Source organism: Nonomuraea terrae (assembly GCF_044465245.1).
In the GTDB taxonomy this organism is placed as follows: domain Bacteria; phylum Actinomycetota; class Actinomycetes; order Streptosporangiales; family Streptosporangiaceae; genus Nonomuraea; species Nonomuraea terrae.
Map to the genome: position 1 here is coordinate 1,155,698 of NZ_JBITLL010000001.1, position 13,027 is coordinate 1,168,724.

The 13,027-nt window shown below is 64.0% G+C and carries 10 protein-coding genes and 1 pseudogene; 5 read left to right on the plus strand and 6 right to left on the minus strand.

All coding sequences use genetic code 11. The features are described 5' to 3' along the window. Nucleotides 1-51 precede the first annotated feature (51 nt). The 3 genes from ACIBP6_RS05435 to ACIBP6_RS05445 all read left to right on the plus strand — a co-directional run bounded on the left by ACIBP6_RS05435 (nt 52) and on the right by ACIBP6_RS05445 (nt 1,689). Nucleotides 52-555, plus strand: coding sequence for a PASTA domain-containing protein (locus ACIBP6_RS05435; RefSeq protein ID WP_397049008.1), 504 nt, complete (start codon nt 52-54; stop codon nt 553-555). 342 nt (nt 556-897) lie between these two features. After that, nucleotides 898-1,077, plus strand: coding sequence for a hypothetical protein (locus tag ACIBP6_RS05440; RefSeq protein ID WP_397049010.1), 180 nt, complete (start codon nt 898-900; stop codon nt 1,075-1,077). Nucleotides 1,078-1,152: 75 nt separating this feature from the next. Further along, nucleotides 1,153-1,689, plus strand: coding sequence for a hypothetical protein (locus ACIBP6_RS05445; protein WP_397049012.1), 537 nt, complete (start codon nt 1,153-1,155; stop codon nt 1,687-1,689). Nucleotides 1,690-1,836: 147 nt separating this feature from the next. On the opposite strand, the gene ACIBP6_RS05450 is transcribed toward ACIBP6_RS05445, so the two are convergent. From ACIBP6_RS05450 to ACIBP6_RS05460, 3 genes are all read right to left on the minus strand, one after another. Then, complete coding sequence (locus ACIBP6_RS05450; protein ID WP_397049013.1) at nt 1,837-2,256, minus strand: hypothetical protein; 420 nt, start codon at nt 2,254-2,256, stop codon at nt 1,837-1,839. 99 nt (nt 2,257-2,355) lie between these two features. Then, complete coding sequence (locus ACIBP6_RS05455; protein WP_397049015.1) at nt 2,356-2,631, minus strand: hypothetical protein; 276 nt, start codon at nt 2,629-2,631, stop codon at nt 2,356-2,358. Nucleotides 2,632-2,780: 149 nt separating this feature from the next. Then, the gene (locus ACIBP6_RS05460; RefSeq protein ID WP_397049017.1) at nt 2,781-3,470 is read right to left on the minus strand and encodes a hypothetical protein; all 690 of its coding nucleotides are present in this window, start codon (nt 3,468-3,470) and stop codon (nt 2,781-2,783) included. Nucleotides 3,471-4,297: 827 nt separating this feature from the next. Between ACIBP6_RS05460 and ACIBP6_RS05465 the strand changes: the two genes are divergently transcribed. Continuing rightward, the gene (locus tag ACIBP6_RS05465) at nt 4,298-5,677 is read left to right on the plus strand and encodes a pentapeptide repeat-containing protein (protein ID WP_397049019.1); all 1,380 of its coding nucleotides are present in this window, start codon (nt 4,298-4,300) and stop codon (nt 5,675-5,677) included. Nucleotides 5,678-6,168: 491 nt separating this feature from the next. Here the strand turns inward: ACIBP6_RS05465 and ACIBP6_RS05470 are convergent, their stop codons facing one another. Both ACIBP6_RS05470 and ACIBP6_RS05475 read right to left on the minus strand, forming a co-directional pair. Then, on the minus strand, nt 6,169-6,651 hold the full coding sequence (locus ACIBP6_RS05470) for an HNH endonuclease (protein ID WP_397049021.1): 483 nt from the start codon (nt 6,649-6,651) through the stop codon (nt 6,169-6,171). 287 nt (nt 6,652-6,938) lie between these two features. Further along, nucleotides 6,939-7,994, minus strand: a complete 1,056-nt coding sequence (locus tag ACIBP6_RS05475) for a tyrosine-type recombinase/integrase (protein WP_397049023.1) — start codon at nt 7,992-7,994, stop codon at nt 6,939-6,941. 2,338 nt (nt 7,995-10,332) lie between these two features. On the opposite strand from ACIBP6_RS05475, the pseudogene ACIBP6_RS05480 reads away from it, so the two are divergent. Continuing rightward, nucleotides 10,333-11,180: pseudogene (locus ACIBP6_RS05480) on the plus strand (IS5 family transposase). 1,569 nt (nt 11,181-12,749) lie between these two features. On the opposite strand, the gene ACIBP6_RS05485 reads toward ACIBP6_RS05480, so the two are convergent. Beyond that, the gene (locus ACIBP6_RS05485) at nt 12,750-12,935 is read right to left on the minus strand and encodes a hypothetical protein (RefSeq protein ID WP_397049025.1); all 186 of its coding nucleotides are present in this window, start codon (nt 12,933-12,935) and stop codon (nt 12,750-12,752) included. Nucleotides 12,936-13,027: the final 92 nt, after the last annotated feature.

Below are 13,027 nucleotides of genomic sequence, written 5' to 3' on the forward strand. Positions count from 1 at the left end.
CAGGCCGACTTTCCCACCAGAGAGACTCTCCGGAGACCCGAGAAGAGGAACATGAGCAAGCTCAAGGTTGCGGCGGGAGCGATCGTTGGTCTGATCGCCGTCGGCGCCCTGGTCGACGCCTGCGACGATCCATGGGGAAGGCGTTGGCAAGGGGACTCGGCCGTGACGGCCACACCGACGACGGCCGCCAGCTCGGCGCCTGCTCTCCCACCGGATGCTGCGCGGTTCTACGCCAAGCACAAGACCATGCCGAACGTGTCCGGGCGGACGCTGGCGCAGCTCACCAAGCTGCTGCGACCGGTCAGAGACACAGTGCTGGTGGCCAGGACTGCGGACAACACGATGCCCGTCGGGACGGAGAAGGTCACGAAGCAGCTCCCCAAGGCTGGTGCGAAGCTGGCCGCTGGGCAGCAGGTCAAGATCTGGATTCGGTACGGGACCAAGCGGCCTACTCCCGCGGGTGTCACCGCTCGGCCCGATGTCAACGTGCCTGATCGGGACAGCAACCGTAACCGTGGCGAGAGCCGTTTCTGTAGCGGTCGCTGGTGGTGCTGATCGCCTGGCCAGAGAGCCCCGTGGGATCCGTCCTGCGGGGCTTCCTCATGGCCGGAGACGTCACGATGTCATGAAGTCATGACGCCGCCTGGCGTACCGCCCAACGTAGTAGTGCTGACTCTTGGAACAGATTCGCCGGCGGATTGCCGCAGGTCCCAGAAACACTGAAGTGTCGCGACCTGCGAGCGCGAGTAATGGCATGGCAAGCTTTGGGTCAGCGAGACCGCGCGTCCCGGGGAGAGGCGCGCGGTAGGGCTATCGCTCACGAATCATTTCGGGGCTCGGGGAAGACCTCTTTCGCCTTGTGAACGCGAGTAAAGGCTCACGTAAAAGGGGTGGGCGGTGGACGCGCACGCCGAGCGGGAGGTGCCGGCCAGCGCGGTCGTGCGTGCGGTGCGCGAGCAGCTCGACGAGCTGGCGGCGCGGCGCGCTCGTGTGCGGTTGGTGCGGTGGGAGATGCGCCGCTCGTCGGTGAAGCCGTGCGACGTGTGGCGGATCGTGTGGGAGGTCGAGCAGCACTGACGGTCGTGTGAATGCCTCGCAAATTCGCGATCCCGGGCTGGTTCCGGTGAATCGGGTATACGTACGATTCGAACTGTGGTGGACGTTGGTTACTTCGAGGCGTGGCAGATATGGTTCTCCGGTAAGTCGTTATCCGGCCTGTCCCTTCACGGCATGCCGATGATTTGGGTAGGGCGTCTAGGAAAGATCGTTGCCTTTGTGGGCGGACTGACCGTAATTCTGGACATCGTCGGCCCCGAACCCATCACCGAATTAAGTAAGCGAGTGAAGGAGAAGATCGGTCACGCGGCCGTGGCAGTCGGATGCTTCGCTCAGCTAGGCAGCTTTGTGCTTGCGCTGCTGGTCATCAACCACGTCAACCACGAGTATCTACAGCCCGTGATTGACAACCACGGTCCTCTTGTGGGTATCCCTGCCGTGGTCGTGTTCTTCGTGGTGATGTGGATCGTACTTGCCGGCGTGAAGCCAGTCGTAATCGGAACTTTGCGATCCAGCGCCGTTGCCCTTGCCTATCTGGCCAAAGGGCTAGCACACCCACGAGCGGCGCCATTGAGATCGGTTGGGGCGCTGCTGGTCCTAGTCGGCTTCCATTTCGATTTGCTCGCCAGTTGATTTCAGCTACGCGAGAGTGTCGCCCGGCAAGCTGAACCTGCAACCGTGCTGATGACGCGACTCCTGGGGCTGGTCGACTAGCTGGGAGTGTGTGACGCGCGGGCGGGGGTGTATTCCTCTCTCATGATCGAGCAATGCGCGCCTTCGCTACTCCACCCGCACGGAGGGGGTCTCCGCCCGTAGACGCTTCAGCGGGATCACGAACGCCGCAGCGACCAGCACCAGCACGCAGACACTGAGCGGCATGAAGGTCCAGAGGTTGAACCAGCTGAAAGCCAGCGCCGTGAACGCCAGCGACTCGCCTATGGCGAACGTGGCACCGAGGACCAGCGCCCATTGCTCGAGCCGTGGATGGTAGCTCTGGAGTTCCAAAAGCTTCAAGGCTGGTATGTATCCCTCCTCCGCAAGGTCCTCAACGGACTGGGAAAACTCGCGGAGAAAGGGAGCAAGCACGTTGATATCCCGACGAGTCGCTGCCAGAAGGAAACCGATCTCGATCGACAAGGCGATCAGGATCGTCGGCAGGACCTGCGCGGCCGTCGCGTAGAACGCTTCTGGGACCACCATGCCCGATCAACGGATTTGAGACGCTCGGGGGTTCCGGCTGGCGCGCTTCTGGTGACACGAGAACGGCCCTCGGCGCGATGCCGAGGGTCGTCTGTTGCGTCAAGGGACAAGGTTCTGCGTGGCCGTCTTATTCGCCGTGGCGGTCGCAGCCATGTCGCCGTTACCGGACTTCCGCAGCACGAACACCTTGATCAAGGCGAGGATGCTGGGGCCAGACAGCAGAGCTGCCAGCCACGGCTGGTTGTTGATGCCAAGGAACACGGCGGCGACGAGCATGCCGGCGGCGATGGCAACACCCGCGACGATGCCGGCCATGTTGATCGCGTGAGTCCTGCGAGCAGCTACTTCCCGTTCCTGCTTGTCGAGCCGCCTCATGCGGTATTCGTGTTCCCGCTTGAGCTGGGGTTCTAGCGCCTTGAGCGCTACCTGGAGGTGCTCGGCAGGGATCTGACTCCAGAGAGAGGCGATCTCGAACCCGGATGGCTCGGGCAGTTGCCCTGGAGGGGTGCTGCGTGGGCGCGTTCTCATTGTGCCGCTCCACCGCCTCCGGTCGTTACCGGAACACGCTGCTCAGAGAGAAGGTGGTCTGGTGGTGGCCCTAGCCTTCTAAACAGCGCATCGAGCCCCTGCGTGATCGTCAGCGTCGCCTCTGATACGTCTTCCGGGTCGGAGCCACCCTCATCGGCGCCATCGACCACGGACCGTACGGGCGGCTTTTCTTGCAGGTCTCTAATCGCTTCTGCTATCTCCGCTTTTAGAGCAATTAGCTTGCGCTGTTGCAGCTCATGGCGATCGCTTCCTGAATCGGCCTGCCCGGCCAGGCGCTCAGCACGTTTCTCAAGGCGTTCGGCCTGTTCATGCAGGTCATGTAGAGCACGCTCGTACTCGCTGACGCGGTATCTCCGGGAATTTATGGGGAGGGAGTCTTCTCCCTGGCCTATGTGGCCGACCCGATTGGCGATCGTGAAAATTTGATCTCCAACCCAGAACCAGCCGACCGCTCCCCTAGTGACCGGCTTACTGTTGTCTACCGCCTGCCCGTTCTCGACCTTCCCTCGCCGGTAGAACTTTACGTGGGGAGCTTCGTCGTGGCGCGGACGTATCGCTGCTCGTACACGCTGTAGAAGGCGTGCTAACCCGCCAGCCTTGGCGGGCGGAGGCTTTCGAGGCTTTCGAGGCACGGTCACGGTCTCCCAACGGTTGGCCCGTCGCATGGTTAGACACTGTATTAGCGTTCTGTCGGGCGCAAGAGGCACCTGCGGGATACATAGGACGGTCCCAATAGGTCATGGGGTGCCAGGCCGGGACAGTGGGCGGAGGGGAGGACCTCGTGGATGCCAGACGAAACCCACCGAGGCCGCCTCGCCGACCCACAGAGATGACCAACCTCGTCGCAAAGCCTGACATTCCTCTCAAACTGTCCATAACGACTCTGGGAGAGGGCAACCGATGTCGCTCGCCAAGATCGATCAGGGCCTGGACTAGGCTCACTCACCATGCCATGGACCACATTGGGAGCTTGGCTCTTGGATGTGGGTCCATGGGGGATGATCGCGCTCTTCTTCTGCCGATTGATCGCCGTCCTATGGACACGCCAAATTTTGGCCTCTCCCCGCGATCAAAAGCAGAAGGTGAGCGACGCTCGTCTTATTTTGTGGGGAGCCTCAATTCAACTGGGTCAAGATCCACAGCAGCAGCCAGATTCAGAGAGACCGGCGTTAGATCCGCCCAAGGCGGAAGACCAGCCCGGATCCCCCAGCGGTGAAGCAACCTCCCCGCCGACGAAGACGTAGGCATCGGTCAGACAGCAGGAGTAGGAGCCCACGACGGATCTCGTGCCCTAACCCGAGCAAGCCCCTTCGCGGTAAGCGGAGGGGCTTCGTCATTCCCCTTACCTGTCCAAGAACACGTCGGCCGAGAGATCAGCATCCTCCAAGCCTGGAAAGCGGCCTCCTCCGGCCGGAGAATGACGTCCGGGGTCCTCCACAGACGCCTGGATCTGAAAGTAACGAGGGATGGCCAGTAACCAGATGAAGCTTGTGTGACGGAACTTCCCGAGGAGCTGCACAAGCCCAAGCCTCTGCTTGATCGCATCAACGAACGGGGTGAGGCTCAAAGGGCCCAGCCACAGCCTCCTCCAGACAGGCTACGACTCGTCCATATTGGCGCAGCGATTTTCGTAACCGTCTTGATCGCGGGCGTACTGCTGTCGGTGGTAATCGGTGGCGGCCTCATGCTCATGGGTGTGGAAGGTCTCAAGCCGGAGAAGCGACTCACCTCAACCGCGCTGTTCGATCTATTGAAGATCGCATTCGCCGTACTCGCTGGCCTCGGGGGTCTGGTTGCCTTGGTGGTGGCTTACCGGAGACAGAAGGTAGCCGAATCTGCCCAGCGGTTGGCGGAACTCGCAGACGACAGGGCGCATGATGCCGCGCTGCGAGAGGCGACCAAACTGCACAACGAGCGGTTCACTACCGCTGCTGAGCATCTCGGGCATGACTCGCCAGCAGTAAGACTTGCCGGTGCGCACGCGCTCGCAGGCTTGGCAGATGATGCCCCCACCCGAGAGCTACGCCAGACATGCATTGACGTATTGTGCGCCTATCTCCGAATTCCGTACAGTCCCCGACCTGCCGACAACGCGGCTGAGTCTGATCAGCTGGAGTTTGCTGGATTGCGGGAAGTTCGGCACACTATCATTCGGCTGATCACCGCACACTTGCGCGAGAATGCAGCCGTCTCTTGGCAGGGGCACGACTTCGATTTCACCGCCGTCGTATTCGATGGTGCGGACTTCTCGAATGCCATCTTCTCCAGCGGCAAAATCGATTTCTCCAGCGCAGTTTTCGACAGCGGACTTACCAACTTCTCAGGCGCTCACTTCTCGGGCGCCGAGGTCATTTTCTATAGCGCCGCTTTCTCTGCTATAGATATCGGGTTCACCGGCTGTAAGTTCTCTGGAGGGGAAGTCAATTTTGTTCTCGCCACCTTCTCCGGAACGAGGATGCACTTTGGAGGATCGCAATTCTCCGGATCGCAAGTTCTTTTCCTCAGCGCAACCTTCCTTCAGGGAAAGGTAAGCCTGGAGGTCTCGAAAGTATCCGACGGAGTACTAGACTTTACGGCCGCGAAGTTCGTAGGAACTGTCATGACTTTCCACGGCACAGTATTCTCTGGTGGCCGCGTAGACTTCCGCAGCTCCGAGCTTGACGAAGGAGTACTAGACTTCTTCCGAACAACTTTCACAGGGTGCCAGTTCAACCTCACGAGTATGAGCAATGCAGGAGTGCTTGATTTCAGCGAGGTGCGCGACTGGTCGGTTCCTCCGGACCTACCGAGCCCGACCGTGGTGGAATTGAAACTCCCGAAGCGGATGAAAGCTACATCCGACGAGTCGCCCGATTCTGCGCCCTCTGCCTGACATGATCGTCGAAGAGCCGCCTCAGATGCGCAAGGACGAGATACGCTCGCGCTTCGAAGGCCGCAGAAGTAGTAAGTACATGCCGGACGTCCATACCTCCGCCGCCCAATGCTGCACGGACCAGAACCATAGCGTTTGCCCAGTCCAGAGTGGTGATGCCTAAGCTGCGGGACTTCTAAGAGTCGGGCCACACCGGTGGGCTAGAGTTACGAGGCTGTTCCGTGTGCAGCACAGTTGGGGCCCAACTACGACGGCACAGAATTCCGTGTTTTGTCGCGTGGCTGATTGGCCAACATACCTACTACATCGCCTCCCGTTGGGCCCAGAGACCCGCCGAACAGGGCCAGACATACTTATGGCCTGGAGAGAGTCTCTACGTGAGTGATCTACCAGGCCACTGCTATGAGGATGGGCCAATTCTCTGTACGGAAAATCAGGCGGCGCCTCCTGTCTCAGGACCGTTTAAAGGTGCCCCCTCGCAATTTCTGGACCTACTCAAAGTTGAGCGCAGCGAGTTCCCCGAAATGCTCCTTGGCTGCATCGTCGTACAGACGCGCCGCCTCCTCGGCCGTTTTCCTCCTGCCCAGACGAATACTCTTCCCGTCGACGTTGATATAGGCGTCATACGACCATCCGGTTAGCCGATCCTTGCCGCATTTCCGGCGCCGGACACCCTTGTACCCCACGGCCGACCAGCCCCGGCGGTTCTGGGCGTTCTGGCTACGCGTGGCAGGCCGGAGGTTCTCTCGGCGGTTGTCCAGAGGGTTCCTGTTGATGTGGTCTACCTGCATACCCTCGGGTATATCGATCACCAGCCGAGCCACGGGCTTGGTTCCCGTGTCGGTCCGTGCCCACGCGTACCATGCCCCGGGGGTGCTGGACCGTACGGTTATTCTGGAGTCCTTCAGCATCTCGGCAATGTCGTCATCGACGATTACTACGATGCCCGGTCTATTCGTTTCAAGCTCTGCCATAAAACAACTTTGGCGAACTTCTTCCGCTATTCGGTAATGCCGTTGCCCCGGGCAGGAGGCCACTGTTTACGTCATGGCTCGCGCATCTACTCGGGACACCAGGCGGGGATCCCATGGCGAGGCCGGTTTAAGGGTGGGAGGGTCGCTGCAGTCAATGGCAAGCCGTCGGCCGGAGGCGCGCGTGCGCCAGCGGCTCGACGACGGCGGGTGGTCGATGATGGCCGGCCCCGACATGACGAGAGCACGCACCCACGGCAGGGCGGACGCTCTTGGTCGACGAGGCCGGACTACAGGCCGGTGACCGGGTTGTCTTCCCAGCGGTCACCCTCTTCCAGGTAGCCGAGCAGGGCCTTGGAGCCGTCGGCCCAGCCACCATGACGGCCGATCCTTTCCAGGGCCGCGCCGGAGCGCCGGGCGGCCGTGGCGAAGCCGCGCCGCAGGCTGTGACCGGTCCAGCGACCTTCCAGGCCAGCAGCCTGAGCGATCCTCGTGACCACGTCGGCGGCAGCGTCGGAGGTCATGCGCCCGGACGGGTCGCCGATCGGCTGGCCCTTGCGCAGCATGGGCGGCGCCACGCGGCCGTGTCGGTCGATCCTGACCAGGAGCGGCCCGGAGGTACGGCCAGCCTCGGCCATCGCGGCGAGCAGGTCCTTGACCGCGCGCACGGGGCACGTGGCAGGCACGCGGCCGTAGGGGATGGCGGTCTCCGTGAACGCCTTGATCTTGCGCCGGTAGACGTTGACCAGCAGGCCGTCAGGGGTCTCCCGGACGTCGGCCAGGTCGAGCGCCACCAGCTCGGAGACGCGAGCAGCACAGGCGTAGCCGAGCAGCAGCAGCACGGCGTCGCGCTTCCCCGCCAGTGTCGACCGGTCCAGGGTGGCCAGCATCGCGCGCAGGGCATTAGGCACGGCCGCGTCAGCCTTACGCGGGCGGGCGGCCGGGTCCTTCGCCAGGGCCAGGCGCTCACGGTAGCCAGCCAGGACCTTGCGGCATGCCTTGGTCTGCGGGGGCTGCACGTCCGCCGAGTTGTGCGCCGTGCGGATCGCGGCCAGGGCGCGCTCAATGCTCGACGGCGAGAGCGGGCGGCCGGTGCGCGCCGAGGGAGTCAGCGTCAGGTGCGTGACGTACTCGGTCACGGTCTGTGCCGTTGCCGGGAGCGCCACGCGGCCACGGTCGGTGCACCACGCGGTGAACACGCTCCAGTCGGAGGCGTACGCGCGGCGGGTCGACTCGGGGATGCCCGCGAGGATGGCCGCCCGTGCGTCGTCGCTCAGGGCGATATCGGCAGCCGAGTGAACGGGCACGGCGGGGACGGCCGGAGCGACGGGGACAAGCTCGGTCACGGGGGCTCCTTGGGGGACGATTCTGGCTCTTGAGAAGAAACATTATCAGGAGTCAGAACCGTCCAGGTCTATTCGCCAGATGCCGGAGAGATGGCGTCGTCGCGGCGTAGCTTCCCAATGCAATTCGGCCGTAGCACCTGGCGATGAACCCGGGTCGGAGATTCTGCTCTTCATGCTGACAGACAGCGTGCGGAGTGTCCCCGCAATGAGGCCCGGCCACGAAGCCGGGATAGAGCCCCCACACGCCATCGGTGGGCAGCTCGTGCCCGGCCTTCCCACAATGAGGCCCGGCAGCGAAGCCAGGATGGGCGCGCACACGGCGCTGGGTATACGCCTGAAGGTCGGAGCCGCAATGAGGCCCGGCACGAACACCGGGATGGACCTCCACTATGAGGAGTGGGCTCAACGTGAGCGTGAGGCCCAGGGTGAAGCCCGAGATGGAGCTGTACGGCGAAGGCGCTGATGCCGAGGCGTACATCCCCCCGCAATGAGGCCCGGCGGCGAAGCCGGGATGGAGCCCCTTGATCCGGATGAACGCCTCGGCCGCGGTCTTCCCGCAATGAGGCCCGGCAGAGAAGCCGGGATGGAGTCCGCCTGGCGCAAGAATTCGTGGCCGGGGTCCGGAACCCCGCAATGAGGCCCGGCAGCAAAGCCGGGATGGAGCCAACGCGTCGGACAGGTCATCAAGCTGACGACCACAAACCCGCAATGAGGCCCGGCGGCGGCGAACCCGGGATGGGACCGGCACCCAAAACGCGTGGACGGTCACCTGGTGGCTCCCGCAATGAAGCCCGGCGGCGAAGCCGGGATGGAGCTGCGTCGCGAGCGGCGGTTTGGAACCGAGCGCGGGCCCGCAATGAGGCCCGGCGGCGACGCCGGGTTGGACCCATGCTCACCCGCGGCATGTCAATGCCGGCCTGCTTACCGCAATGAGGCCCGGCGGCGAGGCCGGGATGGAACTGCACGAAGAGGGTCGCGACGATGAGGCGTACATCCCCCTGCAATGAGGCCCAGCGGCGAGCTGGGATTGACCGAGGGGTTTGGTGTCGGCCCGATCCCGACCCCCTCAACCGCAATGAAGCCCGGCAGAGAAGCCGGGATGGAGCCCCGCGTCGGACAGGTCATCAAGATCAAGACCGTCAACCCGCAATGAAGCCCGGCGCGAAACCGGGATGGAGCCCGCGAACTGCTCGAACCGCAGCATCGGCATGGCCTGCCCGCAATGAAGCCCGGCCGGCAAAGCCGGGATGGACCCAGTGTGATCGGATACTCGCTCAGCACGAGACTCCCACCGCAATGAGGCCCGGCGGCGAAGCCGGGATGGAGCCGCCTCGCGCCAGGTCGTCGAGCCGGTGGTCGTACCACTCGCAATGAGGCCCGGCCGCGAAGCCGGGATAGAGCGGCACCTGGCCGCGCAGCGTGGTCTCGTCTGGCGTCCCGCAATGAGGCCCAGCGGTGAAACCAGGATGGATTGACTACCTGATGATCGATGAGGCCCATCACTTCAACCCGCAATGAGGCCCAGCGGTGAAGCCGGGATGGAGCCGATCCATGACGCCGGTCCAGTCGATAACCTTGCCCCCGCAATGAGGCCCAGCGGCGAATCTGGGATGAACTCGTCTTGGCGGTATCCACTACTACGATGCGCCCGGTACCGCAATGAGGCCCGGCAGCGAAGCCGGGATGGAGCGCCGAACACCGCGGCGCACCCCGAGGTGACCGGCACACCGCAATGAGGCCCAGCGACGAAGCCGGATGGAACGAGTCGTCGGTGGTGGACGGCCCCTCGAACCGATAACCGCAATGAGGCCCGACGGCGAGGCCGGGATGGAGCGAGGACAAGGACGTGACCACGTTCCGGTCGCTCGGGTGCCCGCAATGAAGCCCGACTGGGAAGCCGGGATGGAGCTAGCGACTCCCAGCCCTGAGGGTGCGCTGGCGTCGGCCCGCAATGAAGCCCGGCGGCGAGGCCGGGATGGAGCCTGACCCTCGGCACCTGGTACTGGTTCGGCGTCGCCATCCCGCAATGAGGCCCGACGGTGAAGCCGGGATGGAGCCTTCGGTGGCGGTGATCGCGACCTCTCCGGACAAGCCGCCGCAATGAAGCCCGGCAGTAGCCGGGATCGAGCCAGGCTCCCGGCGATAAGCGTGGTGGTGACCTAGATACCCGCAATGAGGCCCGGCGGCGAAGCCGGGATGGAGCCAGGTCGACTGGGCCAAGCAGCGGCTCACAGGACAGCCCGCAATGAGGCCCGGTGGTGAAGCCGGGATGGACCTAAAAGACGCCCTTGGCCTAGGCCGTGTTTTCAAATTGATCTAGGTGGTGGATCATGGTGTGGTGATCCGGCGTCATGAGCTCACTGATGAGGAGTGGGACAGGCTGCGGCCGTTTCTGCCTGTCTCGCGGTTAGGTCGTCCACGTGAGGATGACCGGCGGGTATTGAACGGCATTGTGTGGAAGATTCGTACCGGTGTGGCATGGCGGGATGTGCCGCCCCGGTACGGGCCCTGGCAGAGCCTGTACACGCGGTTTCGGCGCTGGGCCAAGGACGGCACGTTCACCGCGATGCTGCAGGCGGTGCAGGCCGAGACCGATGCCCGTGGCGACATCGATTGGCTGGTGGCGGTGGATTCGACCATCGTGCGTGCGCACCAGCACGCGGCCGGCGCCCGAAAAGGGGGCTCAGTCTCGGCTCGCAGGAGGATCACGCCCTCGGCCGATCCCGCGGCGGCCTGACCAGCAAGATCCACCTGGCCTGCGAGGGCGCCGGACGACCGCTGGCGTTCTGCCTGACCGGCGGCAACGTCAATGACTGTACCCAGCTGGAGCAGGTCATGGCCGGCATCCGTGTCGCCCGCCCCGCCGGTGGCCGTCCCCGCACCCGCCCTGATCAGGTGGTGGCGGACAAGGGTTACAGCACCCGGAAGATCAGGGCGTACCTGCGCCGGCGGGGTATCGGGCACACCATCCCTGAGCGCAGCGACCAGATCGCAGCCCGGAAGCGGCGCGGGCGCCGTGGTGGCCGGCCACCACGCTTCGACCGAGCCCTCTACCGGCGCCGCAACGTCGTCGAGCGCTGCTTCAACCGGCTCAAGCAGTTCCGCGCTCTGGCCACCCGCTACGACAAGACCGCGACGTCCTACACCGCGGTCGTCACTATCGCGTGCCTGATGCTCTGGCTGTGATCATTTGAAGACACGGCCTAGGTCGGAGTGCCCGTACCGCAATGAAGCCCAGCCGTGAAGCCGTGAAGCCGTGATGGACCGAGAGTCCTCCAGGATGATCTGGCGGGCCAGGTGGTCACCGCAATGAGGCCCGACGGCGAAGCCGGGATGGAGCCGTAGTTGGCTGGCTCGCTGGCGCCTGCCACCTTCCAACCGCAATGAAGCCCGACGGCGAAGCCGGGATGGAACGACTTGACGATGGGTCGGTTGGTCTCCCACGCGGTCCCGCAATGAGGCCCGGCGGCGAAGCCGGGATGGAGCTACGTCCCGACGCCCAGCTCGTCAAGCAGCGTGCAACCGCAATGAGGCCCGGCGGCGAAGCCGGGGAGGACCTGTATCTGGGGCTCCTTCCAGAGGGCGCAGCACGAGCCGCAATGAGGCCCGGCGATGAAGCCGGGATAGAACCCGTACAGCACGTTCGCTGTGGTGGCCTCGGCAGGCCCGCAATGAAGCCCGGCAGTGAAGCCGGGATGGAGCGCATCTGAAGGATGCTGACGTCGAGGTTCCGGAGCTCCCGCAATGAGGTCCGGCAGCGAAGCCGGGATGGATCCGCTGGCAGCCGCCAGATCAAGCTCAACAACCTCCCGCAATGAGGCCCAGCGGCGAAGCCGGGATGGAGCCCGTGTCGTAGAGCGCGGGCGCCTGCTCCGGCTCGTACCCGCAATGAGGCCCGGCGACGAAGCCGAGACAGAGCCGCCTGCCAGATCTTCATCCCGGCGATGCACCCGTTACCGCAATGAGGCCCGGCAGCGGAGCCGGGATGGAGCGTGAGCTTACCCTTTCTCGCGGCCTCTTCGGTGTAGTGCCCGCAATGAGGCCCGGCGGCGAAACCGGGATGGAGCTCGCGGGTGCCCTGCCCGCCGAGCTGCTCGCGATACCCGCAATGAGGCCCGGCGGTGAAGCCGGGATGGAGCGCTGGCCACCACGCGGACCGTCGCCATGACCGTGGCGCACCCGCAATGAGGCCCGGCGGCGAAACCGGGATGGACCAACCTGAACCTGGGCTACATGCCGGGCACCCTCGCGGTACCGCAATGAGGCCCGGCGGCGAAGCCAGGATGGAGCTGGCGACCAGATCGCGCGGGCCGGCCAAATCGAATGCCCGCAATGAGGCCCGGTCGCAAAACCGGGATGGAGTTGAACCTGGTTGATGTGCGCCGCGAAGATTGGGTCTTGCCCGCAATGAGGCCCGGCGGTGAGGCCGGGATGGCCCTCGCAAACTGCTCGAACCGCAGCATCGGCATGGCCTGACCGCAATGAAGACCGGCAGCGAAGCCGGGATGGAGCCGGCGAGTCTTCGGATTTGACCCTTACCAGACGCACCCGCAATGAGGCCCGGCGGTGAAGACGGGATGGAGCCATGACGTTGCGCTGGTACCAGGTGACCAGCTCGGGCCCGTAATGAGGCCCGGTCGCAAAACCGGGATGGAGGTCATCGCGCCGACGTCCAGACACGGCATGGGGAACCCGCAATGAGGCCCGGCGGCGAAGCCGGGATGGAGCTATGCCGCTCGGATCGATGGTGTGGATTCACTTCCCCCCGCAATACAGCCCGGCGACGAAACCGGGATGGACCGCCCAGATGCCGATCGGAATGTCTACAGGATTGATCCCGCAATGAAGCCCGGCGGCGAAACCGGGATGGACCGGTTCACGAGCTCGGAAGATAACTGACTGTGCCAGGGAGAGCACATCTGAGCTGTCCGACTTGTCCATGAAGCGGCTTTGTTGGGGTTGGGAACCTTCCTGAGAAGTGGCGTGAACTTGGGGTTCCGAACGCCGATTGTTGGCTTACGCGAAGAGGTATC